The 23967-nt window shown below is 67.1% G+C and carries 22 protein-coding genes and 1 pseudogene; 4 read left to right on the top strand and 19 right to left on the bottom strand.

The window, feature by feature from the left end:
• Positions 1-22 precede the first annotated feature (22 nt).
• The gene (locus tag IC40_RS0121005) at positions 23-1108 is read left to right on the top strand and encodes a phosphotransferase (protein ID WP_030136648.1); all 1086 of its coding nucleotides are present in this window, start codon (positions 23-25) and stop codon (positions 1106-1108) included.
• A gap of 108 nt (positions 1109-1216) precedes the next feature.
• A pseudogene (locus IC40_RS0121000) lies at positions 1217-2537 on the top strand (FAD-dependent oxidoreductase).
• Positions 2538-2556: 19 nt separating this feature from the next.
• Here IC40_RS0121000 and IC40_RS0120995 read toward each other — a convergent pair.
• The 6 genes from IC40_RS0120995 to IC40_RS0120970 are packed head-to-tail and all read right to left on the bottom strand — an operon-like array spanning position 2557 to position 8597.
• Positions 2557-3372 carry an HpcH/HpaI aldolase/citrate lyase family protein gene (locus IC40_RS0120995; protein WP_030136646.1) on the bottom strand — a complete coding sequence of 272 codons (816 nt, stop codon included), beginning with the start codon at positions 3370-3372 and terminating at the stop codon, positions 2557-2559.
• Complete coding sequence (locus IC40_RS0120990) at positions 3369-4691, bottom strand: phytoene desaturase family protein (RefSeq protein WP_030136645.1); 1323 nt, start codon at positions 4689-4691, stop codon at positions 3369-3371. The genes IC40_RS0120995 and IC40_RS0120990 overlap by 4 nt, the downstream gene beginning before the upstream one ends.
• 46 nt (positions 4692-4737) lie before the next feature.
• The gene (locus IC40_RS0120985; protein ID WP_030136644.1) at positions 4738-5898 is read right to left on the bottom strand and encodes an acyl-CoA dehydrogenase family protein; all 1161 of its coding nucleotides are present in this window, start codon (positions 5896-5898) and stop codon (positions 4738-4740) included.
• Position 5899: 1 nt separating this feature from the next.
• Entirely contained in the window at positions 5900-7111 is a 1212-nt protein-coding gene (locus IC40_RS0120980; protein WP_030136643.1) for an enoyl-CoA hydratase-related protein, read from the bottom strand.
• The gene (locus tag IC40_RS0120975; RefSeq protein ID WP_030136642.1) at positions 7101-7553 is read right to left on the bottom strand and encodes a MaoC family dehydratase; all 453 of its coding nucleotides are present in this window, start codon (positions 7551-7553) and stop codon (positions 7101-7103) included. The genes IC40_RS0120980 and IC40_RS0120975 overlap by 11 nt, the downstream gene beginning before the upstream one ends.
• Positions 7554-7571: 18 nt before the next feature.
• The gene (locus IC40_RS0120970; protein ID WP_234411605.1) at positions 7572-8597 is read right to left on the bottom strand and encodes a DUF7064 domain-containing protein; all 1026 of its coding nucleotides are present in this window, start codon (positions 8595-8597) and stop codon (positions 7572-7574) included.
• A gap of 140 nt (positions 8598-8737) precedes the next feature.
• On the opposite strand from IC40_RS0120970, the gene IC40_RS0120965 reads away from it, so the two are divergent.
• On the top strand, positions 8738-9775 hold the full coding sequence (locus IC40_RS0120965) for an MBL fold metallo-hydrolase (RefSeq protein ID WP_042509831.1): 1038 nt from the start codon (positions 8738-8740) through the stop codon (positions 9773-9775).
• Here IC40_RS0120965 and IC40_RS0120960 read toward each other — a convergent pair.
• The 13 genes from IC40_RS0120960 to fabG all read right to left on the bottom strand — a co-directional run bounded on the left by IC40_RS0120960 (position 9742) and on the right by fabG (position 23056).
• Positions 9742-11496 (bottom strand): class I adenylate-forming enzyme family protein, encoded by a 1755-nt coding sequence (locus IC40_RS0120960; protein ID WP_036470514.1) that lies wholly within the window; start codon positions 11494-11496, stop codon positions 9742-9744. The genes IC40_RS0120965 and IC40_RS0120960 overlap by 34 nt on opposite strands.
• A complete protein-coding gene (locus tag IC40_RS0120955) occupies positions 11493-13133 on the bottom strand; it encodes a class I adenylate-forming enzyme family protein (RefSeq protein ID WP_030136638.1) in 1641 nt (546 codons plus the stop codon). Before IC40_RS0120955 ends, IC40_RS0120960 begins: the two co-directional genes overlap by 4 nt.
• Before the next feature lie 7 nt (positions 13134-13140).
• A complete protein-coding gene (locus IC40_RS0120950) occupies positions 13141-14001 on the bottom strand; it encodes an SDR family NAD(P)-dependent oxidoreductase (RefSeq protein WP_030136637.1) in 861 nt (286 codons plus the stop codon).
• Positions 14002-14090: 89 nt separating this feature from the next.
• The gene (locus IC40_RS0120945) at positions 14091-15296 is read right to left on the bottom strand and encodes an acetyl-CoA acetyltransferase (RefSeq protein ID WP_030136636.1); all 1206 of its coding nucleotides are present in this window, start codon (positions 15294-15296) and stop codon (positions 14091-14093) included.
• Positions 15286-16641 carry an OB-fold domain-containing protein gene (locus tag IC40_RS0120940; RefSeq protein WP_030136635.1) on the bottom strand — a complete coding sequence of 452 codons (1356 nt, stop codon included), beginning with the start codon at positions 16639-16641 and terminating at the stop codon, positions 15286-15288. The genes IC40_RS0120945 and IC40_RS0120940 overlap by 11 nt, the downstream gene beginning before the upstream one ends.
• On the bottom strand, positions 16638-17846 hold the full coding sequence (locus tag IC40_RS0120935) for an acetyl-CoA C-acetyltransferase (RefSeq protein ID WP_030136634.1): 1209 nt from the start codon (positions 17844-17846) through the stop codon (positions 16638-16640). Before IC40_RS0120935 ends, IC40_RS0120940 begins: the two co-directional genes overlap by 4 nt.
• A complete protein-coding gene (locus IC40_RS26650) occupies positions 17843-18097 on the bottom strand; it encodes a hypothetical protein (protein WP_036470512.1) in 255 nt (84 codons plus the stop codon). Before IC40_RS26650 ends, IC40_RS0120935 begins: the two co-directional genes overlap by 4 nt.
• A gap of 8 nt (positions 18098-18105) precedes the next feature.
• Positions 18106-18627, bottom strand: a complete 522-nt coding sequence (locus tag IC40_RS0120925) for an aromatic-ring-hydroxylating dioxygenase subunit beta (RefSeq protein ID WP_030136632.1) — start codon at positions 18625-18627, stop codon at positions 18106-18108.
• A 14-nt stretch (positions 18628-18641) separates the two neighbouring features.
• Positions 18642-19922 (bottom strand): aromatic ring-hydroxylating oxygenase subunit alpha, encoded by a 1281-nt coding sequence (locus IC40_RS0120920; RefSeq protein WP_030136631.1) that lies wholly within the window; start codon positions 19920-19922, stop codon positions 18642-18644.
• Entirely contained in the window at positions 19919-20704 is a 786-nt protein-coding gene (locus tag IC40_RS0120915; RefSeq protein ID WP_030136630.1) for an enoyl-CoA hydratase/isomerase family protein, read from the bottom strand. Before IC40_RS0120915 ends, IC40_RS0120920 begins: the two co-directional genes overlap by 4 nt.
• The gene (locus tag IC40_RS0120910) at positions 20701-21504 is read right to left on the bottom strand and encodes an enoyl-CoA hydratase/isomerase family protein (RefSeq protein WP_030136629.1); all 804 of its coding nucleotides are present in this window, start codon (positions 21502-21504) and stop codon (positions 20701-20703) included. The genes IC40_RS0120915 and IC40_RS0120910 overlap by 4 nt, the downstream gene beginning before the upstream one ends.
• Positions 21501-22259, bottom strand: coding sequence for an enoyl-CoA hydratase/isomerase family protein (locus IC40_RS0120905; RefSeq protein ID WP_030136628.1), 759 nt, complete (start codon positions 22257-22259; stop codon positions 21501-21503). The genes IC40_RS0120910 and IC40_RS0120905 overlap by 4 nt, the downstream gene beginning before the upstream one ends.
• A 50-nt stretch (positions 22260-22309) precedes the next feature.
• Complete coding sequence (fabG, locus tag IC40_RS0120900) at positions 22310-23056, bottom strand: 3-oxoacyl-ACP reductase FabG (RefSeq protein WP_030136627.1); 747 nt, start codon at positions 23054-23056, stop codon at positions 22310-22312.
• 111 nt (positions 23057-23167) lie between these two features.
• Here fabG and IC40_RS0120895 point away from each other — a divergent pair, with 111 nt between their 5' ends.
• Positions 23168-23965, top strand: a complete 798-nt coding sequence (locus tag IC40_RS0120895) for an SDR family NAD(P)-dependent oxidoreductase (protein WP_030136626.1) — start codon at positions 23168-23170, stop codon at positions 23963-23965.
• Positions 23966-23967 lie beyond the last annotated feature (2 nt).

Raw genomic sequence — 23967 nt, 5'->3', positions numbered from 1 at the left:
CACCGTCACAGAAGGAGACGATATGACCGTCATCCCCCACACCGTCGACCATTTCAGCCCAACGGTGGTATCGGCGCTGCTCGCCGATGTGCCCGGATGGGACACCGTCGAGGTCACCACGCTGGACGCCACACCGGTCGGGACCGGCCAGATGGCCAGCAGTTATCGCTTGACACTCGACTACGCGGTGCGCCCGGTAGGCGCACCGGACACCGTGATCGCCAAGGTGTCCAGCACCGACCCCGCCAGCCACCAGATGGCGATCGGTACCGGCGCCTACCAGCGCGAGGTGTTGTTCTACCGACACCTGCTCGATGTGACCACCGTGCGCGCACCACGATGCTTCGCCGCCCACATCGCCGACGACCTCGGTACCTTCGTGCTGCTTCTCGAAGACATGGGCCCGGCACGGACCGTCGAGCAGATCGGTGGTTGCACCGCCGATGAGGCGGATCTCGCGCTGGCTCAGGCTGCCGCACTGCACGCAGGCTCGTGGGGGCACGCCAGGCTGGCCGAGCACCCCTGGCTCGGCGCCGGCGGAGTGTGGAATGCCTTGGCCGGCACGCTCCCTCAGATCATCGACCCATGGCTGGAGCGTTTCGGTTCCCACCTGGGATCCGAACACGTCGAGGCGGCCCGGCAGCTGGCCCGGGACGTGCCGGCATGGTTGGCAACGCTGGCCGAGACCCGGTGCCTCTGGCACGGGGACTTCCGCCTGGACAATCTCCTGTTCGATGCGCAGGGCGGGCACACGCCGATCGCCGTCGTCGATTGGCAGAGCGTGGCGGCCGCACCCGGCGTGATCGACGTGTCGTATCTCCTGGGCACCTCGCTGGCAGAGGCCGCGCGGGCCGAGCACGAGCGCGCGCTGGTCACCGAGTATCACCGGCGGTTGGTTGCCCTTGGCGTCACTGACTACGACTTCGCACGGTGCTGGCTGGAGTATCGCGCACACGCTCTGTACGGCCTGGTGCTGTGCATTCCGGTCTCGCTGGGGGTGCAGAACTCCGAACGCGGGGACCGGATGTTCGCCGCGATGGCGGCCAGGGCAGCCCAACAGATCGTCGACAACGACAGCTTCACGGCGTTGCGCGCGCTGGCCGGCTGACGCAGACCCCTCGTCGGTTCGGCACATTTTCGAATTGCTGTTAAATTCTATGTGCTCGTGGCGATCTGACCGTCGAGCCCGAATCCCCCAGCTGATCGAGGTAGCGCCATGCCGACTCCCCAGCCTTCGACCGATACCGAGGTCATCGTCATCGGCGCGGGACCGGCAGGCGCCGCCGCCGCACGCGTGCTCACCGCCGCCGGCGTACACACCGTGCTGCTGGATGGCGAGCATGCCGTCGGCGGCAGGACGCGCACCGACCGCAAACACGGATTCGCCATCGACTCCGTGGCCATCTTCGTGATGGGTACCTACCGACGCACCCGCAGCGCCATCGCCGGGGCCGGACGGGAACACCACATGCGACGCTGGGTGGCGCGCACCGAATTGCGCGAGGCACGCGGACGCTACCCGGTGCGTTTCGACGCGCCGCACACATTCCTGCGCGTACCCCAGCTTCGGTGGACGGATCGTGTTCGCCTCGTCGCGGGCATCGCCATGCTCATGCTGCGCCGCGGGCCCGAGCCGTTCGATCTGCGATCGCTGGCCGATGACGACAACGGCGAGACCATGGAGGCATGGTCGCGCCGGATGTTCGGCGACCGTGTCCACGAGTATGTGGTCCGCCCCCTGATGGAACCGTTGACCGGTGCCGATCTGTCCACGATCTCGCGCTCGTTCCTGGTCGCGCTGCTGCGCAACGCACACCGCACCCGGCTGACGGTGCCCGAGGACGGATTGGATCGGGTCACCAGCTGGCAACTCGACGATGTCGACGTCCGGTTGAACGTTCATGTCGAGAGCGTGCGCCGTGAGTCTGCCGGCTTGGCGGTGCACGCGGCGGACGGAGTTCTCACTGCCCGCGCGGTGATCGTCGCCACCGACGCGCATACTGCCGCCGAGCTGTGCACCGATGTGCTCGGAGCGGCAGAGCTCGATGCCCTCCGACGGGTGCAGGCAATTCCTTTGCACCACGTGGCATTCGGCTTTCGCACCGATCCCTGGCCGGATGCCGGCCCCGACCTGGTCGTGCCGGTCGGTCCCGGCCCACACTCCGATATCGGGGTGCTGCTGGGCCAGCGACGCCGACCGGGCTCGGCGCCCGAGGGGGGGCCAAGTGGTCAGCGTCTACTTCGACGGCCCGCGCTCAGCAGAGCTCGGCGACCGGGAACTGCTCACCGAGGCACGACGCATCGTGACCGAGGTCCACGGTCCCGCCGAACCCGATATCACCGAGATCTACCGCCGCGCATACGGTTTGTCGACCGCGGCTCCGGGTCACTACCAGCGGATGCTGGCCGTGCTGGCCCGGCTACCGCACGATGTCCAGATCGCCGGGGACTACCTGACGCAGTCCGGGATCGAGGGAGCCTATATTGCCGGTGAACGCGCCGCCCGCGAGATCCTGGGTTCGCTCGGAGCAGGCTGAGCCATACCCCACACCGATGTCAGCGAGCGCGGGCCAGCAGACCGCGCGCGCGGTCCACTACCGGCTTGTCGACCATCTTTCCGTCCACCGCGCACGCGCCACCGCCCGCCGCAGCAGCAACCACCCGTTCGGCCCAGCGCAGCTCGGAATCAGTCGGCGTGAAGCGCCGATTGACGGCGTGGACCTGCGCCGGGTGAATACACATCTTTCCGGTGAAACCCAAGGTGGCCGCGTGTGCCAGATCGGCGGCCAGCCTGTCCCCTTCGGTCAGATCGGTGGTCACCCCGTCCAGCGGCGCCGCGCATCCGGCGACAGCCGACGCGAGCACCACCGCGCTGCGTGCATACTGCAATGCCGTGTGGCTGTCTGGATCGACCCCGAGTTCGGCCCCGAGGTCGACACTGCCGAAGGCGGCACGAACCACCGAATCGGCACCGCACAGGGCCGCCGCTCCGGCCACTCCCCGCGCGGTCTCGATCAACGGGATCAGCGCGGTGCCGGCAGGCAACACGGCGGACACCCTGTTCAGCTGGTCGACGCTGTGCGCCTTGGGAACCATGACCGCGCAGCGCCGCTGTGCGAGCACCGCCAGATCGTCTGCGCACCACTGCGTCTCGGTGCCGTTGACCCGGACCACCACCTCGGCGCCACTGTCCAGGAAGGCCGACACGGCCACCCGCGCCGATACCTTGGCCTCGACGGCGACGGCGTCCTCGAGATCGAGTATCACCAGGTCAGCGCCGCTGTCGAGTGCCTTGGCGAATCTCGCGGGGCGGTCGCCGGGAACGAACAGCGCACTGCGCGCGTGACCGATCCGCGCGGCGAGATCGCTCAGCTCAGCACCGCCGGTCGGTGTGCGGCCACGATCTTGTCCACGACGATCTTTGCCGTCTCGGCACATGCCGTGGTGCCGCCGTTGGCGTACTCCTTGACGCCGTCGCCGACATTCCACAGTCCGGTCAACGGGGTCTCATGGGTCAGGTCGTAACCGGCAACGGCACGCTGCGGCGGCCAGTCGTCGCGGGTGACGGCGATGTTGAGGATGCGGGCCCGGTTGTCGAAATCCTCGATGTTGTCCCGCAAGTCCTGCAGTAGGAGCTCGGTTTCGGCGGCCTCGTCGAAGTCGCCGGTCGGATTCTTGGGCACCGCGGTCCCGGCGTACAGATTCCACCCGGGCGGCGCCATCTCGGGGCAGACATCGGTGAAGTTGGAGACGTAGGCCAACCTGCGCGATTTGGCGAAGCTCAGCATGCCGGGGACATCGACCAGACGTTCCTGACTGGCGAAGTTGACCGTGATCATCGACGTGGGCCGGTCGGCCTTCTTCACCAGATCCTGGTAGTCCGGCGGCACGTTCTCCTCGCCCAACAGGGCGACGGTGCCCGCGGGCCCGATATCGCTGACCACGATCGGCGCATCGATGCGCACCGACTGCCCGTCACGAGTCACCTCGATCCCGGTGACGGTGCCGCCATCGGCGGTGTGGATCTTCGTCACCGGTGTCGACAGCCAGATCTGCCCGCCGTTGGCGACCACGGCATCGGCCAGCGCGCGCCAGATGCCGATGGTGCCCTCGGGATGGAAACCGAAGCGCTTGAAGGCGCTCTTGCGGGTGAAGTAGGTCAGGAACACCCGGGCGGGCAGATCCTCGGAGCCGACGGCGAAGACCGAGGCACACATGTTGCGGAAGATGCCATGCACGCCTTCGTTCTTGGTGTACTTGGCCACCCAGTCCGCGGTCGACAGTTCATCTTCGGGCAGACCGGAATCATTGCGCGCGGCACCGATTCCCTTGACCAGTTTGGCACCTTGGCGGGTGAGCTTGCCCAGCAGGAAACCCCAGCCTCCGCCGGTGACATCGACGTCCTTGCCAGCGATGCGGTACAGGATCGGCGGCGAAGGCTCCCGGATGTCGAACCGGGCCCCTACCTCTCGGCAGGTTTCCTCGGTGATGCCGCCCACCTCGATCACGATGGCCCCGTTGTTCACCTTGAAGCCGTCGATATCGTCGGTGGAGGCCCGGCCACCCACCTTGTCGAGCCGTTCGACGACCAGCGTGCGGTAGCCGAGTTTGGTCAGGCGCGCGGCGGTGAACAGGCCGCCTGCGCCGGCGCCGATCACCACGGCATCGTATGTCTCGCCCGAAGTCGTCATTGTCCTGCTCCTTGAAAGTCGTTGTGTTGCTGCGATGGTGGCCGGGTCAGTACGAACGCGGCAGCCCCAGCGAGGTCTGGGCAACGAAGTTGAGCACCATCTCGCGACTGACCGGTGCGGTGCGCATCAGCCGGGTGACGAACCACAGCTCCGAGAGGCCGTACTCGTGGGACAGCCCGTTACCGCCGTGCGTTTGGATCGCCTGGTCCAGTGCCTTCAGGGCGGCCTCGGATGCCGAGTACTTCGCGATGTTGGATGCCTCGCCGGCCGGCAAGCCGGCATCGAACTGGTGTGCGCTCAGCGCCGTGGCCAGCCGGCTCAGCTCGACGGCGATGTGGCTGTCGGCCAACGGATGGGCCACGCCCTGGTGGGCGCCGATCGGTGTCGACCACACGTTGCGTTCCTTCGCGTAGGCCACCGCCTTGTCGATCGCGTACCGACCGACGCCGCCACAGATCGCGCCGACCAGGATCCGCTCGGGATTGAGGCCGTCGAACACCTGCCGCAGACCGTTGCCGGCCTGACCGATCAGTGCGTCCTCGCCCACCTCCACCTCGTCGAGGAAGACGGTGAACTGCTTGTCCGGGGAGACGATCGAGGTGTCGATCTGCTGGATGCTGAAGCCCTTGGCGTCGGTGGGCACGACGAACAGCGACAGCTTGGACTTCTCCGGTGTCGAGTGATCGGCATCGCGCGCCACCAGCAGAACCGCCTCGCACTGGTCGACCGCGGAGATGTAGTACTTCGCACCGGAGATCACCCAACCGTCGGCCGTCTTGCGGGCCGTGGTCTTGACGTTGTGGCTGTTGGAGCCGGCATCGGGTTCGGTCAAGCCGAAGGCCATCTTCTGGCTGCCGTCGGCGATGCCGGGCAACCAGCGCCGCTTCATCTCATCAGATCCGTGGTGGGCCAGGATGGACCCACAGATCGCGGGCGAGATGACCCAGATCAGCATCGGCATACCGTGCGCGGCCAGTTCCTCGACCACCACCACGGCCTCGGCCATACCACCCCCGCCGCCGCCGTACTCCTCGGGCAGGTGCACGCCGAGCAGACCAGCCGCGCCGAGATCCTTCCACAGTTCGCCGATGTCCTCGCCCTTGCGGCCGCGCTCCAAGAAGTATTGCGAGCCATAGCGTTCGGCGATGCCCGCGACGGTCTCCCGGATGGCGCGGTGCTCTTCGGTGTCGGTGATCAAACCACTCATGTCATCGTCCTTGGAAAGTCGGTGTCGTCTTGGCCGCGAACGCGGCGATGGCCGCCGCCGCGTCATCACTACGACCGGTGTCCTTGGTGCCCTGCAGTTCTGCGGTCAGCTGCGTCCGTAGGTCGTTGTGCCAGCTGTCACGGAGCAACGCACGCATCGTCGCGAAGGCCACGGTCGGTCCCGCTGCCAGTTCCGTGGCGACCTGGGTTGCCCGCGAACGCAGTTCGGCGGCGGGGACGATCTCGTTGACCAGACCCCACTGCAATGCCTCCGCGGCGCTGATGGGTGTGTTGCGCAGATAGGCCTGTGCAGCGCGGCGGGGGCCGATCAGCCGGGGCAGGTGATAGGTGCCGCCGCCGTCACCGGAGAGTCCGATGCCCGCGAAGGCGACCACGAACCTGCTGTCATCGGCGGCCAGCACGATATCGGCGGCGTAGACGAAGCCCAGACCGCCGCCCGCCACCGGACCGTGCGCGGCGGCCACGATCGGCGCCTCGACCCGGCTGAGGATGTCGAAGCCCTCGTGATACGGCCGGATCATCTTCTCGAACAACGTGTCGTACCCGGCACCGTTGCTCTCCAGGAAGTACGAGATGTCGCCACCGACCGTCAGCGCGGGCCCGTTGCCACAGATCAGGACCGCACGCACCGAGCGATCCGACTGGATGCGGCGCGCGACCTCAAGGGTTTCCTGCCCCATCCGCAAGTTGATGGCGTTGCGCTGATCGGGCCGGTTCAGGCACACGGTGGCCAGCCCGTTCTCGACGCGGTAGTCGATGGTCTGCAGCGCGCCGTTGCCCTCGAGCGCGGCACGCCAGGCGGCCGTATCGGTGAGTTGACGCAGCTCGGTGATCCGGCCGTCGTTGTCGAACGAGAGCACGTGGACGAAGGCCGCGTCCAGCTCGGCCCCGGAACGACGACCGCTGCCGCGGTAGGTGCCGATGACCGTCAGCCCACCGTCCTTGTCGAGCCGGTGATCCTCGGCAACGGCCCGAGCCCGGAAGTGCGCACCGATGCGCCACCAGACCTGTCCACGCATGGCCTCGGCACCGTGATGGGTGCCGCCCATCTCCAGCGGCATCCCTTCGGTGACGTGCCCGACGAACTCCGGCGACAGCAGTCGGTCGACGCTCTCGGCGTCGCCCCGGGCGAGCGCATCGTAGAGCGCCTCGGCAGCGGCGATACGGGAATCCTGTGCGGTATCAACCGACATAGCGCACGATCGATTCGATCACTGCGGCCGGCTTGGCCGCTCCGTCCACCTCGACGGTGGTGACCAGGGTGGCCTGCACCGCGCCGTCGAGCTTGTCCACGCCCGTGATCACCGAGGAAGCCCGCACTTTGGCGCCGACCGGCACCGGCGTGATGAACCGCACCTTGTTGAAGCCGTAGTTGATGGCCATCGTGATGTTGTCGACCCGGTAGAGCTCGTGCATGAACTTGGGCAGCAGCGACAGGGTCAGCAACCCGTGCGCGATGGTGCCACCGAACGGACCGGAGGCCGCCCGCTCCGGGTCGACGTGGATCCACTGGTGATCGTCGGTGGCCTGGGCGAAGTTGTTCACCCGATCCTGGTCGACGACCAGCCACTCGGTGGGACCCAACTCGGTGCCCGCCGCGTTTTCGAACTCCCCGAGGTTGTCAAAAGTCTTCATCGTGAACGCATTCCTCCTCTAAACCCGGATTCCCACCGGTTGACCCGCTTTGATCTGATCGAGGTACTCGGCCATCCCATGGATGGGCGAGGCCGGTGCGTCGCCATCGGTGACCGACCATCGGATGGCCGCCTCCACGATGCGGGTACTGACCTCGCCGTCGGCGCTGCGATGCCGCAACGGCACGCAGGACAGTGCGTCGCCCTCGAAACGCCAGCGCCGCCCACCCGCGGCGATGATCAGCTGGATGTGTTCCTGAAAGCCGTTGTCGTCGCGCTGCGTGGTGATCTCCACCTCATCGCAGGAGTGCACCTCGGCACCGTCGAAGACGAAGCCGCCGACACGTGACGAGCCGTCCGGGTCGCCGAAATATGCTGCCATGAAGCCGAATCGGTCCGTACTCCCGTGCAGCCAGCGATAGAACCATGGCGCCTGCCAAGACCGCGGTCCCCAGGAATGATCCCGCAGGCCGTGCCCGCGGACCGGCCAACGCTGGGTCCCGATCACCACCTCTCCGGTGACCACGGCGAGCTGTTCGTAGTGATGGGGTGCAAACGACTGCCCCTGCGCCTCGAACGTCTGCTCGTGGGCCGGCGCCAGAGCCAGGAACTGCAGGGTGATTCGGCAGTCAGCCTGCGGGCTGGAGTTCAATGCCGCCGACGGGTCGCTCATCGTTGCCGGATCCATCACCAGCCGGATGTCACCGTCGAAGCGCACACGCACGTCCTGCAGCGGTGTGACCACCTCGACGGCCAGTCCCCCGGCGTTCATCGCCTCGTTCGAGGTGACCCGCGGGCGCGCGTAACCGAACGCGAGCCGGTCGTCGGGTAGGTACAGGCAGATCGTCCGTTCACCGCGGCCCTCGTTGGGCCGGTTGGCCAGCCGCAGGAAGCCGGCGATGCCGGATTCAGGGTCGTGGAATTCGAAGTACATCGACTCGTTGAAGTTCGAGTCGGAAGTGACTACGTGGGTGTAGTCGTCGTCCAAGGTCAGCATGGCTTCGGCCGCGGCAGCCGAGTTGGCGCCGCTCGCCCCCCTTCGCATGGCGGGTGAAACTTTTTCGAATCGGCATCGCGGGCCTGAAAAGGCCCACGAACACCTCTGTTCACGACGCTAACACATTTTTCTAGTTTCTGTTAGATTTTTTTGTGACGACGGGAGTTCCAGAAATGAGCAGCATGCCGATGTCCGACACCGCACCATCCGCGGTGGCGCCCCCTGCGGTCGGGGTGCCGCTGCACATCACGCCGACTGTCGTATGCATCGCCTTACCGCTGCCCCTGCCCGATCTCCAGGTGGTCAACAGCTACGTCGTGCTCGGTGGTGACGGACTCACCCTCGTCGACCCCGGCTGGGCCTACCCACCGGCCGAGGCCGCGCTCACCGAAGCCATGCACCAGCTCGGATTCGCCGTGACCGATGTCCGCCGGATCGTCGTCACCCATCAGCACTGGGACCACTATTCGCTGGGGGTCCGCTGGCGTAACCGGTATGGCATCGAACTGCTGCTCGGTTCCGGTGAGCGGCACAGCCTGCACGCCTTCGCACAGCAGCCCGACAGCGTGCATCCCGCCCAGGTCGGCATGCTTGCTCGGGCCGGGGCGCCGGACCTGGCCCGCCAGATCGCCGGGCTCACGTGGGAGCCCTACGAGCTCGGTGTCGCCTTCGACGCGCCGGATCGCTGGCTGCACGATGGCGATGTCCTCGCCCGTGGCGACGGCACGCTGGTGGTCCGGGAAACTCCCGGCCACACACGTGGGCATGTGGTGTTCGAGGATGCCGAACAACAGCTGGTGTTCTCCGGCGATCACCTCCTGCCACGAATCACCCCCTCGATCGCTTTCGAGCGCGATCCCGAACCACTTCCGCTGGCGTCCTACCTCGACTCGCTGACCTTGATGCTGAACCTGCCCGACGCGCGCATGCTGCCCGCCCACGGGCACACCGCCGGCCGGACCTGGGCGCGCGCCCAGGAGCTGATCGACCACCATCGGCGACGCCTGGACCAGGTGTCCGAACTCGTCTGTGCTGGCTACTGCACGGGTTTGGAGGTCGCCGAGCAGATGCGCTGGACCCGGCACGAACGGCGGCTGGAAGAGTTGGACATCGTGCACCGGATGACTGCGGTGCTGGAAGTCGCGGCGCACCTCGACCTGCTGGCCTTCCGGGGCGAGTTGAACGTGCGCGATCAGGACGGAGTTCGATATTTCTCGCTGCCGTGATCTTCGGCGCCGTTGCGCGCCATGATCTCTCGCACCAGGCGGAACTTCTGGATCTTGCCCGTCGGCGTCGTCGGTAGCTCGTCGGCCGAATAGAACAGGACGCGCTTGGGCACCTTGAAGCGTGCCAGCGAGGTCCGGCACAACTGGAGGACGTCCTGCTCGGTGAGCTCGTGACCGGGTGCGGTGACGACAACGGCGCAACCGATCTCACCCCACCGATCGTCGTTGAGACCGATGGCGAAGGCCTGGCTGATTCCGGGATGGGCGGCCAGCACATCCTCGATCTCCCTGGGCATCACCAATTCCCCACCGCTCTTGTACAGCTCCTTGCTACGACCGGTGACCCGCAGGTAGCCGTCGGGTCGAATATGGCCCAAATCGCCGGAATGCAGCCAGCCCGAGCGTAGTGTCGCGGCCGTCTCCGCCGGACGATTCCAGTACTCGAGCATCACCGTCGGTCCCGCCGAGAGCAGCTCTCCGTCGACGCCGGCCGGTACATCGCGCCCGGTATCCGGATCGACGACCCGGTACTCGACCAGTTCGGCGGACCCGGAAAGCCCAGCGGCTCCGGCCATCTTCGGCCTGCCGACGGTTTCCGAGGTCAGCACCAGATCGTCCTCGGGCCGGGTGAGCGTCATAGCGCCGCCGCATTCGGTCATCCCGTAACCGGTGACGATCTCGTCGATACCGAACAGTTCGCGGACCTGGTGCCACAGCCAGATCGGCGCCGGGGCGGATCCACACAGCAGCGCGCGCAGCGACGACAGGTCGAAGCGTTGGCGCACAGGGCTTTCCACCATCGCCACCGCCATGGTGGGAACGCACAGCATGTCGGTGGCCCGGTGCCGCTCGATCCCGGCGAAGTAGCCTTCGGCGGTGAACGACGGCAGCAGGATGACCGCCCCGCCCACGAACATGGCCGACAACAGGCCCTCGACGTAACCGAACATGTGATAGCAGGGCAGCGAATAGAGAATCCGACGGCCGTCCTCATAAGCGCGGGTCAGCGCCGACGCGTACGCGGTGCGCAGCACGGCGTCATGGGATACCACCACTCCCTTGGGGGATCCTGTGGTGCCCGACGTATAGAGCATGTCGCCGGGATCGCCAGGTGCCGCCTCCGGCGTCGACGCCGACTGCGCCGCCCGGGCGCATGCGGCCAGATCCGCGACCGTCATTGCCGTGCGACGAACGAGACCACCGGTGTCGAGCACCACCACCTGGCGCAGCGCCGGTACCGTGTCGCGGCGGTCTTCGCGCGCGGCGAAGCCGGGCTCATCCCATCCCGGGACGATGCCGTCGAGCATCTCCTGGTAGTCCAACGCACCGAACTGCGTCATGGTGACCAGCACCCGACAGCCGGAATCGGCAAGGACGAAACCGAGCTCGGATTGCCGGTAGAGATAGTTGAACGGCACCGCGACGGCGCCGGCTCGCGCGATCGCGAATTTCACCGTGACGAATTCCGGGAAGTTGGCCATCACCATCCCGACCCGATCGCCGAGGCCCACACCAAGGGCCATCAGCCCCGCCGCCAGCGCACGGGACTGTTCGGCGACATCGCGATAGGTCAGCGTGACCGAATCGGTGAGGACGAACGGCCGATCCGGATACCGGTCGGCGCAGCGATCCAGCCATTGGGCCAGCGTCACGGGTTGCCACACCGGGAACCGCTCGGCCAGTGCGGTGCGACGCCGGCCTACCGCGACGGTAGCGCTCACAGCTCGGCCAGTTCGTCGGCGAGCATGGCCTCACGCAGCGCGAACCGCTGCACCTTGCCCGTCGGCGTGATGGGAAACTCGCCGGTCACAAACCAGCGGGCGGGAAGCTTGTAGGCGGGCATACGAGCCCGTGCGTGGGCAATCAGCGCCTCGCGCAGACCTTCCGGCTCGGCGGTGCCGATGCGGCAGGCCACCGCCACGATCTCACCGAGCCGTTCGTCGGGAAGCGCCACCGCCACGACATCGAGCACGTCGTCGTGCTCGGCGATGACCGTTTCGACCTCAGCGGGTGAGATGTTCTCGCCGCCGCGGATGATCAGTTCCTTGAGCCGGCCCGTGACGCGCAGGTAGCCACGGTCGTCCATCCAGCCCAGATCACCGGTGCGCACGAACCCCTCCGGGTCCAATGCACGCGCCGTCGCCGCCGGATCGTGTAGGTACTCGATGAACTGCTGGTAACCGCGCGCGCAGATCTCGCCGACCTCGCCGGTGTTCAGCGTGGCACCGGTGTCGGGATCGATCACCTTGCAGTCCACATGCGGTAGTTGCCGGCCTACGGTGGTCAACTTGTCCTCGCGGGTGTCTCCCGGGCGCGTCAACGACAGCACCGGCGCGAGTTCGGTCTGACCGTAGAGGTTGTAGACCTCGGCACCGAACACCGCGGCGGCACCGTCGATCAGCTCGCCGGATACCACCGCCGCTCCCCCCATGATGATCCGAAGCGCCGGTGCCGGTGCGCTGCCCGCGCGCTGCGCGGCCAGCAATGCCAGCAGCACCGCCGGCACGTAGAAGAGCACCGTCACGTTCTCGCGGGCCAACGCTGCCAGCGCGTCGGCCGGGTCGAAGCGTTCGCACAGCACCGCGGTGCCGCCCAGCCAGGCCGGCCCCAGGGTGGCGATCACACACCCGGCCGTATGGAACAGCGGTAACGGGTTGAAACACACCGAACCCGCCTCGACACCGCAGGCCTGCATGGTCAGCCGGGCGACGTTGACCAGTGCCCGGTGGGTCAGCAGCACCCCCTTGGGACGACCGGTGGTGCCCGATGTGTACTGCAGCATCACCGCGGAGTCCGCACGAGCGGTACTGACCGCCAGTTCGCCGACCGGTGCCGACAACCACTGCGCCCATTGCGACAACGAGATACGGCGGATCCCGGGAATGTCGGCGCATACGCGCTGCGCCACCGTGGCCAGGTCGTAGTCCCGGCTGCGATCGGCATGGATCAGCACCCGCGCGCGGCTGTGTCGCAGCACATAGTCCAGATCAGCGTCGCGCAGTACCGGGTTGACCGCCACCAGGATCACGTCGGCGAGCGCGGCGCCGTACTGAACGATGGTCCATTCCACCGTGTTCGGCGCCCAGAGCGCGACGTAGTCCCCCGGGTCGACGAGCGCGCGTAGCGCCGCCGCCACCTGGCGCGCCTCTCGCAGCAGATCGCCATAGCTGAGCCGGACCGTGTCATCGCGGCCGTGCCGGGTGCCCACCAGGGCCTCGGTGTGGGGGTACTCACCGGCGCGCACGGTCAACAACTCGCCCACCGTCAGGTCGACCAACGGAGCGTCACGGTCACCGGCCCGAAAGGCCGGTGACCGACCGCTCAGGGCGCCGGCGGTGACACCTGATGACTCGGCCATATGTCGATCAGACGGGGTTGCTACCGAGCGTGGCCTGGGACATATCGCTGATCTGCGACCACTGTGCGGCGATCTCGGCCAGGCTGGGCGGTGTGGAGAAGGTGACTCCGGGATTCTGGAACTGCGCCACCCGCTGCACCAGGCCGCCGCCGACCACGAACACCGAACCGGTATCGGTGTTCTCCTGCGAAACCAGGTAGCCGACCGCGGGAGCCACCAACTCGGGATTCAGCTTGTCCAGAAGCTCCTGTGGCGCAATGTCCTCGGTCATCCGGGTGGCGGCCAACGGTCCGATCGCGTTGGCCGTGATCGAGTATTTGGCGCCCTCGATGGCCAGCGTGTTGATGAGTCCGACCAGGCCGGCCTTGGCAGCACCGTAGTTGGCCTGACCGAAGTTCCCGTACAGGCCACTGGTCGAGGTCGCCACCACGATGCGGCCGAACTGTTGCTCGCGGAAATGCGGCCAGGCGGCCCGGATGACGTTGAATCCACCGTAGAGATGCACCTTTTGGACCGCATCCCAGCTTTCACCGGACATCTTGTGGAACGCGCCGTCACGCAGGATGCCTGCGTTGCTGATCACGCCGTGCACGGCTCCGAACTCGTTCAACGCCGTCTCGATGATGGCCGCGGCACCCTGCTCGTCGGCGACCGAGTCGTAGTTGGCCACCGCACGACCACCGGCGTCGCGAATCTCGGAGACCACGCTGTCGGCGGCCGCGGTGCCGGCGCCGGAGCCGTCGCGGGCGCCGCCGAGGTCGTTGACCACCACCAGCGCGCCGTTGGCGGCCAGGAATCGGGCATAGGAACGCCCCAATCCGCCACCGGCACCCGTGACGACGACAACCTTGTCTTCAACACCCGACACGTGAACTCCTCCAGTATGTTTGATTTTCTCGAATCTACGTTAAAAATTGACCGAGGGTCAAGGTGCCACAGGCACCGAGGTCGCCGCGATCAGCTCCGGTGGCGCCCGGGCTGGTCCGACACGATGGACACGAACGACACACAACCGCCGGGTCGGCCCCCCAGATTATGGGTCAGGGCGGTGTGCGGATCGTCGAGTTGGCGCCGGCCCGCCTCACCGCGGAACTGCAGCCACGCCTCGTAGAGCATGCGTAGTCCACTGGCGCCCACCGGATGCCCGAACGACTTCAGCCCACCATCGGGGTTGACCGGCAATCGGCCGTCGGCGTCGAAATCACCACCCAGCGCGTCCTTCCACGCGTGACCGGTCTCCGAGAAGCCGAGATCCTCCATCAACACCAGCTCGGTCGGGGTGAAGCAGTCGTGCACCTCGGCCAGCGACAACTGCTGCGCAGGTCGGTCGATACCGGCTTGCGCATAGGCGTCCTTGGCCGCCTTCACCACCTCGGGAAATGTGGTGTAGTCATAGGCCGGATCCACATAGCCCCGCACCGATCCCGCCACCAGGGACAACCCCTCGATGTACATCGGCCGGTCGGTGAATTCGTGCGCGCGATCCGCAGGCACCAACAGCGCACACGCGGCACCATCGGATACGCCCGAGCAATCGAACACGCCGAGCCGGCCCGCCACCTTCGGCGCATTCTCGATGGTCTCGCGCGCAACCGGAGACCGGAACTGTGCCTTGGGATTACGCGTACCGTTGTCGTGGTTCTTCCAGGCTACGTGGGTCATCGCGGCACGCATCTCGTCGGGATGCACACCGTAGCGATCGCAATAGGCGGGATCGAGCAACGAAAAGGCCGCCGGGGCCGTCATCGAGATCTCCGGCGCCGTGCCGTCACCGGGGGGATCTTGGCGCAGGAGCCCGGAATATCCCGAATCCTTGAGCTTTTCGACGCCCACCGCCATCACGATGTCGTAGGCACCCGCGGCGACGGCGTAGGCGGCGTTGCGAAAGGCCTCCGAGCCGGTGGCACAGAAGTTCTCCACCCTGGTCACGGGCTTGTCGTCACTGCCGATCGCCCGACTCAGCGTCAGCCCTCCGAGGCCGGAACTCAACGTGCCGAGCCAGTAGGCGTCCACATCCTCGCGCGCCACGCCGGGCAGACCCGCCAGGCATTCCTGGTAGGCCTCCAGGATCAGATCCTCGGTGGAACAGTCCCAGCGCTCACCGAAGCTGCTGCAGCCCATGGCCACCACCGCAACCTTGCCGGAGATCCCGTTACTGGGCATCGACCTGCACCGCCTTCCAGAAGTAATCGTGTACTCCACCGGCGGTGAACAGCCTGCGGAAGGTGAACCGCACCCGCGTGCCGACGGCCAACTCATCGGGACGCGCATCGGCGACCTCCAGCGTGCAGCGTCCGCCGCCGTCGATGTCGATGACGGCCTGCACCATCGGAGGCGACGGCGAGAACGCCAGCCGGTCCACCGTGTAGGTCACCACGGTCCCGGCCAGATCACGGACGGCCACCTCGGCCATCTCGTCGGTGGCCTGACACTGCCGGCACACCCGCTGCGGCGGAAGGTGAACGAAACCGCATTCTTTGCAGCATGATCCGACGAGTCCGAACTTCCATTGCCGAGCCCGCCCGGCGGGCGGTGCCGCCGGGCGATCCGGTTCCGGCCGACGCGGCGCCTCCCGTTCGACCAGACCGCGCCACGACAGGTAGGTCAGGTACTCGACGGCCGAACCGGCCGCGCGCTGCGCACTCAGCGGTCGCGACTGGCGGTGCCGGCCGAGTGCGGCGGTGGCCGCGAACACCACGACATCACAGCCGTCGGCGGCGGAGACGACCATGATGGTGTCCCCCGCCTCCGCGATGTCGAGTATCCCGGCCAGGGCGATGAACGGGTCGGCGGCACCACTGTGACCGATCGGCGAACTCGACACCGACTTCTGGCCCTTGACCAGCGTGGCTGCCCGCTTGAGGACCGCGGTGTTCGGGCAGGTGAGGACCACGTGGTCGACATCGGCACATCCCGAGGCTGCCAGGGCCGCACCCGCGGTATCGCGGATCAACTCGGCGTAGAACTCGGCGCCGAACCGCTCCTCCCAAAGCTGACCGGTGGCCTCGTCGGGGCTGCGCCACCGATCCAGGAACTCCGCCGTGCTCGAACGGATCGCCAACACCTCGGCAATCGGGTCGTCCGCACCGAACCACAGGGCCGCGGCACCGTCTCCGCCGGACTTCTCGTCGGCCGAGCCCGGCCTGCCCACCCGGACGTCGGCGGCGACCACCAGGCCGCCCTCACGGGCTGCCGCGCGCAGACCGGCCATCGCGCTGCGCGCGGTCCCGCACATGTCGGCGGTGAACACCTCGACGGGAAGGCCCAGTGCCGCATGGACGGCGGTGGCGTTGGTCTTGTCGGCGTAGGCGGGGGTGCTGGTGGCCAGGTACAGCGCGTCCGGCACGACGTCGGAGGGCAACGCCCGAGCGGCCGCGGCGACGGCCATGGTCGTCGAATCCTCGTCGTAGGACGCCACGACGCGGTCACCACGGCGCAGTCCGATGGCCGAACCCGCCAGCCGATGGTGCGGAAGATAGCTCGCGTACCCGCACAGCCCGATCGTCACGAGACACCCTCGAACACCGCTGCCAGGCCCTGGCCGCCACCGATACACATCGTCTCCAACCCGAGCCCTCCCCCGCGCCTGCCCAGTTCATGCAGCATCGTGGTCATGATCCGGACCCCGGTGGCTCCGATCGGATGACCGAGCGATATCCCGGAACCGTTGACGTTCAAGCGATCCTCGACATCGGCCGGGCTCACGCCCCACCCGGCCAGCACCGCGAGCACCTGCACGGCGAAGGCCTCGTTGATCTCGATCAAGGCCAGATCGTCGAATGACAGACCCGTCCTGGCGAACAGCTTCTCGGTGGCGCCTACCGGCCCGATCCCCATCCGGGAGGGCTCACACCCCACGGCGGCCCAGCCACGCAGATATCCCAGCGGCTGCAGCCCGAGTTCGTCGAGCCGGTCCTCGGCGACGACCAGACAGGCCGCGGCGGCATCGTTCTGCTGACTGGAATTGCCTGCGGTGACGGTGCCACCGGGGGTGATGGTGCGCAGCCGGGCGAGGGTTTCGACCGTGGTATCGGATCGGATGCCCTCGTCCGCGGCGAACAGCTGCGGTTCACCGCGGCGGGCAGGCACCTCGATCGCGACCGTCTCCGCGTCGAACAACCCGTCCTTGTGGGCCGCGGCGGCGCGCTGATGGCTGCGGGCGGCAAACGCGTCGGCCTGCTCGCGGGTGATCCGGTAATCCGTGGCGAGGTTCTCCGCGGTCTCGATCATCCCGCTGATGGCGCCGAATCGCCATTCCGGCTGCGAACGTTCACGACCGCGGTCGAGACGGTCGTAGAGCATCTGGTTGCCTGCGCGCGATCCCCAGCGTGCCGACGTGGTGTAGTGCTCGATATTGCTCATCGATTCGACCCCACCGGCGAGCACCACGTCCGCGGCACCGGTCTGCACCGTCATCGCGGCGGTGATGACAGCCTGCAGCCCACCGCCACAGCGCCGGTCGATCTGCAGGCCGGACACCCCGATCGGAAGGCCGGCGTGCAACGCCGCCCACCGGCCGATACACGGCGCCTCGGAGTTGGCATAGGACTGCGCGAACACGACATCCTCGATGCGTTCGGGATCGATCGCACTGCGTTCCACGACGGCCTTGATCACCTGTGCAGCAAGGTCTTCGGCTCGCATCGGGCGCAGACTCCCCCCGAAGGTGCCGACCGGGGTCCGCACCGGGGCGACGATGGCGGCGCGCCTCACTGGTCACCGCGCCAACGGTCGGCGGACGGATCCAGCAGGCTGTTGAGCCGCTCGTCGGGCAACCAGACGATGGTCTCCAGTTCCAGGGCATCCAGGAAACGCACCCGGCCGGTGCGCAGGTCCTGCACCCGCAGCCGCGGCGAGTTGGCGGTGCCGTCGATACTGACCGCGACCTGTGCGAACTCGCTTCCGACCACCGCACCGGCACCCTCGACGTGCACGGGTGCCGTCGGATCGAACTCAATACTCATGCTGTTCCTCAGATCAGAAAGCTCAGGGTGGGGATCGGCTTGTCGGCGTCGACGAGCTGGACCAGCTTGTAGGACAACTTCAGTTCCGCGCCGTCACGGCGCAGCCGATAGGTGGTCCGGCCGCCCCAGATGTGATTACCGCGCGGCCGGGACTCCACGACCAGGAAGTTGGCACCGACCTCGAGATCGACACCGCCGTGCGCATTGGCCCGGCCACCGAGCAGTTCGATGTTGGAGATCAGGCGACGCAGATGCGACGGTGGCGCCTGGGCATAGCGGCGCCCGGTGCGAACCTGCTTGAGCCGGGTCGAGATCCGGCTGCGATTGTCGAAAATGATCGACATCTGCCGGGACGGGTCGCTGGCCACGGTATCGGCGGGCACCCAGTACAGCGCGTCGTCGGTCCACAGGGCTTCCCACGCGTCGTAGTCGTTTTCGTCGGCGTGCCGGGCCTCGCGGTAGATGAACTGCTCGACCTCGACACGGTCGAAGCCGTCGGGCACCGCCAGCAGGTCCTTGCCCGGATTCACGGACGTCGTCACGGCTAGTTCCTCTCCATCAACGTCTTGTAATGCGACCAGAAACCGCGCATACCGGTTTCGTCGGTGTTGGTGCCGATGGTGAAGCCGTTCTCGTCGACCCGCTCCCGGTTCATTCCCCGCCGGACGTCGAGCCACTCCGGACTCAGCGCCGCGATGCCCTCCTGATTGCGTTCGTACATCTCGGTATCGTCGGCCAGCAGCATGCCTGCCGGTCCGACAGATCCGATGCACTGGGACACCATGCGCCGGTTCAGTTCCGGTGCGCCGGCCAACTGGACCGCGGTGGCGTACTGGACACATTCGTCGACGGAGACGGGCTGGATGTTGAACACCTGGATCTCGGCGATGAACAGGTTCGGAAAGATCATCACGTGCGGCGCACCCTCGATCAGGATCCGTTCGGCATCCGCACCGTGGGTGGCCCGCATCGCCGCGACGTAGTCGGGCACCCGTGCCTCGGTGGTGCCGAACCACCGCATGGGCTGGGCATACTTGCGGAACTCCGGACGCAGGTCGTTCTCACTGTGCCCGTTGCCCAGATCGCGGGTCACCGCGGTCGACGAATCGCTGTAGAGCGGACCGATGGTGCTGCCGGTCACCCCGAAGATGGACCCGTGCACGAACTGCGGGTGATAGCCGTCGGTTTCGTTCTCGGCGAGCAACTTCCAATTGGCACGCGCCTTGTGCTGCAGCCAGCCGGCGGTCAGCTCGACGCGGCCCTGTGGAGACAACCGGGTCAGCCGGTCGATCTCACCCGCGGCGGCTCCGAGGTGTTCGGCCAGGGACGGGCCGTCGGGCGCGAAGCTGCCGAAGACGAAGCCACCATAGGAGTCCACCCGGGGGACCCGCCCCATGGCCAGGTCGAGCTTGCGGCCACCGTAGCCCTTGAAGAACGGAAATCCGATCAGATCGCCGTCATTGCGGAAGGTCCAGCCGTGGTACGGGCACCGGAAGGTGCTCGAGTTGCCCTTGGCATCGTCACACACCTGGTTTCCACGGTGCGCACACCGGTTGAGCAGCAGATGGATCTGGCCATCACGGTCTCGGGTCATGATGACATCCTGCGGACCGAGCTTCTTGCGCACATAGTCGTTGGGCTGTGCCACTTCGCTCTCATGACCGATGAAAACCCATGTCCGATACCAGATCTTCTCCAACTCCTCGGCGAAGATCGACGGATCGGTGTAGAGGCTGCCGTGCACCTTCTCCGGCCGGATCAGGCGCTCGTACCGGCTGGCTGTCCCCGCGCCGGCGTCGACGACAGATGTCGTGGGAGGTGTCATTGGTGGGCTCCTTGCCGAGATCCGAACGATGGGCGTCGCTTCTGTGCGAACGCGGCGATACCTTCTGCGAAATCCGCACTGCCGAAAAGCCTTGCCTGGTGTGCGGCCTCATGGTCGAGGACCTCGACAGGCGGCAGCGTGGGCGCGACGGCCAGCAGTTCCTTGATCACGCCGTAGGCCTGCGCGGGACCGGCGGCCAACCGTTGCGCGTCTGCGCGCGCTACGGCCAGCGTCGCGCCGGGATCGGTGAGGGCATCGACCAAACCCCAGAGCTGGGCGGTCTCCGCGGTCACCGGCTCCGGCATCAGCAGCATCTGGCGGGTGCGGGCGACACCGACCCGGCGCGGTAGCGAGGCATAGGCGCCCATGTCACCGGCCAACCCGACATTGGTGAAGGTGGTGGCAAATCGCGCATCGCGGGCGGCGATCACCCGGTCGCAGGCGGCCGCCAGCGCCGCACCGGCACCGAAGGCGGCACCCTCCACCGCGGCGATGACGGGTTTGGGGGTGTTCCAGATCGCCCGGATGACACGCTGGGCCATCTGAGCCCGCTCCATGGCCTCGGTCTCGGACATGAGCTTCATCGTGGAGATATCACCGCCGGAGCAGAACGTGCTGCCCGCACCGGTCAACACGATCACCCGCACCTGCGGGTCGGCATCGGCGGCCTCCAGCGCGTCGGCGAGCTCCAGGCGCAACGGAATGTCGATGGCGTTGCGCACCTCGGGCCTGTTGAGGGTCAGGACGCGCACGGCGCCGTCGTCTTCGACGAGGACGTTCATCGTCCGACGAACTTCGGTGTGCGGCGCTCGATCACGGCGCGTAGCCCCTCGAGAGCGTCCGCGGTCCCTGACAACTCGGACACGGTGCGTGATTCCTCGGGCAGACGCTCCTCGATGGAGGCGCCCACCCCCGACCACACGAGGCGCTTGGTGGCAGAGAGCGCGAGGGTGGGCATCGCGGCCAGCTCGGCGGCGATCGCATCGGTGCGGGCGACCAACTCGTCGTCGGCAACCACCTCGGTGATCAGACCGATATCGGCGGCTTCCTGGGCGCTCAGCGTCGGATTGGTCAACAGGATGCGCAGGGCCTGGCGCAACCCGACCAGTTGGGCCAGCGTCACCGACGAACCGCCGTCGGGGGCCATACCGACCCGCACCGCACCGGAGAAGAACTTCGCCGAGCGAGCGGCGACGACGATATCGGATGCGCACACCAGCCCGAGGCCGCCGCCTCCGGCGGCGAATCCCTGTACCGCGGTGACCACCGGTACCCGGAGTTGGAACAGGGCGGCGGTGGCCAGCTGCAACCAGGCCGTCGCCTCGCGCAGGTAATCCGGCAGCGCCTCCCCCTTGGACTCGAAGGTGTGCACGTCACCACCGGCGCAGAAGTTGCGTCCCGCACCCGAGAGCAGCACCACCTTGACGGCCGGATCGGCATGGCAGGCCAGCACCTCGGCGTGCAGTGCCTTGAGTGTGTCGACGTTCAGGCCATTGGCGATGTGCGGGCTGTTGAGTTGTAGCCGGGCGACACCGTCGGCGCCCACCTCCCGCAACACCGGGGCAGTATTGGTCTCGCTCATGTGGTCTCCCTGTTCTTGAACGCCGACACACCGGCCTGTCCGGCCGATCCGCTCAGTCGTGCGACGACGGCATCGGTTTCGTGGCGATTGGCGGTGGCGAGATCGGTGTCCAACCCCGCCACGACGAGTTCCTTGATGGCGGTCAGGGCCGAGCGGTCCCGGCCCGCGAGCCGGGCGGCGAAGGCCTGCACCGAATCGTGGAACACCTCGGGTGCGAATGCCCGGTAGGCGAGCCCGATCCGCACCGCTTCGATCCCGCTGAACTTGTCACCGGAGAGCAGCAATCCCAGGGCCTGCTGGCGACCGAGGATGCGCGGCAGCCGTGCGGTGCTGCCCCCGCCGGGGATCATGCCGAAGTTGACGTGGTTGTCCGCAATCCGCGCCTGCTCGCAGACCAGCACGATATCGGCGGCCTGCATCAGTTCGAATCCGCCGGCCATCGCGACACCGTCCACCGCGGCCACCACCGGGACCGGCAGTCCGGCGATGACATCGCAGGCCTCCTTGAACGTGGTGAACAGCGTGCGCAACGCTTCGGGCCCGTCTGCCCGAAGCCGCTGCACCTCGTCGAAATCGCCTCCGGCGCAGAAATTTCCACCCGAGCCACGAATGATCACGGCATGCACGTCCGTGCGCTGCCCCAGACCGGTCAATGCGGCGCCCAGCGCCCGCGCCAAGGCCACGTTGACGGCGTTCATCCGGTCGGGGCGGTTCAGCGTGATCCAGCCGATGTGCTCGCGGACCTCGACGAGCACCTCGGCATCGTTGACTCCGGGATCGTCTACTTCGGCAGCACCGTATGCGTTCACATGTATCTCCCGCCGCCGACCTCGATGACCGTGCCGGTGATGTAGCTGGACAGGCCCGAGCCGAGGAAGACCACCGCCCCGGCCACCTCACCGGGTTCACCAGCCCGCTTCATCGGGACGTCGGCCTCGCGCTGGGCGAACACCTCCGGCGGCATGGCCGCGGTCATGGGCGTACGGATGAGCCCGGGTTGGATGGCGTTGACCCGCACGTTGTGGTGGGCAACCTCCTTCGCCGCGGCTTTGGTCAGACCGACGATGCCCGCCTTCGCGGCGCTGTAGTTGGTCTGTCCGGGATTTCCCGATTTCCCGGACAGCGAGGAGATGTTGACGATGCTGCCGGACTTCTGTTCGCGCATCACCGCCGAGGCTTCCCGGATACCGAGCCAGGTTCCGCGCAGGTGCACGGTGATGACGGCGTCGAAGTCGGACACCTGCATCTTCTTCAGCGAGGCATCACGGGTTATCCCGGCGTTGTTGACGAAGATGTCGAGTCGGCCATAGTGGTCGACCGTGCCGGACACCAGGTCGCGCACGGCATCCTCGGAGGTGACATCGCAGGCGAGGCCGCGGCAGTCGCCGGCAGGTCCCGCCACCTCGGCGGCCGCCCGCGCGGCCGCGGTCTCGTCGAGGTCGGCGAACACCACCCGGGCACCGTGCTCGTACAACGTTCGCCCGATCTCCAACCCGATACCCTGCGCGGCACCGGTCACCACGGCGACCTTGTCCTGGAGCAGTCTTTCCACCCGGAATCTCCCATCGCACGAGGCATAGACAAATCTAACCAAAATTTCTAATCTAGGTTAAATCAATTGGTCGGACGGTTTCAACCATGGGGCCACCGAGAAGGGATCGACATGGATCTGGGACTGTCGGGGGCTCGCGTCGTCATCACCGGAGGCGCGTCCAACATCGGGCGCGGCATCGTGCATGAATTCGCCGCCGAAGGTGCACGCATCGTGCTCAACGACATCGACGCCCCGCAGGCCGACAAGGTCCGGGCCGAAGCGCTGGAACGCGGTGCCGCCGAAGTAGAACTCGCCATCGAAGACCTGACAGTCGACGGTGCCGCCGAACGCACCGTCGAAGCGGCGATCTCGCAATGGGGCGGCGTCGACGTCCTGGTCAACAATGCCGGGTGGAGTGTGCCCGGCTTCGTCGCCAGCGATACCGACCGGCAAAAATGGCAGCGCACCATCGAGATCAACTTCTTCAGCGCCGTGGCCGCCACCCAGGCCGCCATCGCGGCCATGAAGGATGCCGGAGGCGGTTCGATCGTCTTCATCTCCAGCGACGCCGCCTTCGGCCAGATCCGCCAAGGCATCTACGGCGCGTCGAAAGCGGCCATGGTCGCCTTCGCGCGCACCACGGCGCGTGAACACGGCCGCCACGGAATCAGGTCGAACATCGTCTGTCCGGGCCTGGTGATGCCGCAGGGCCCCGAGGCGGTCGGGGCCGCCAGCCTCTGGGCGGTCGGCCAGGACGAGGTGTTCAACCCCAAGCAGATCGACTTCATGCTCAAGGACACCCCGATGCGCCAACTCACCACAGCCGAAGACGTCGCGCGCGCGGTGCTGTGGTTCGCCTCCCCGACCGCCGCCCGCCAGGTCACGGGCCAGATGATCTCCGTCAGCGGCGGATACACCATGCCGTGACC

The organism is Mycolicibacterium neoaurum ATCC 25795, assembly GCF_000691525.1.
Classification (GTDB): Bacteria; Actinomycetota; Actinomycetes; order Mycobacteriales; family Mycobacteriaceae; genus Mycobacterium; species Mycobacterium neoaurum.
This window is presented reverse-complemented; position numbering and strand designations above follow the sequence as displayed.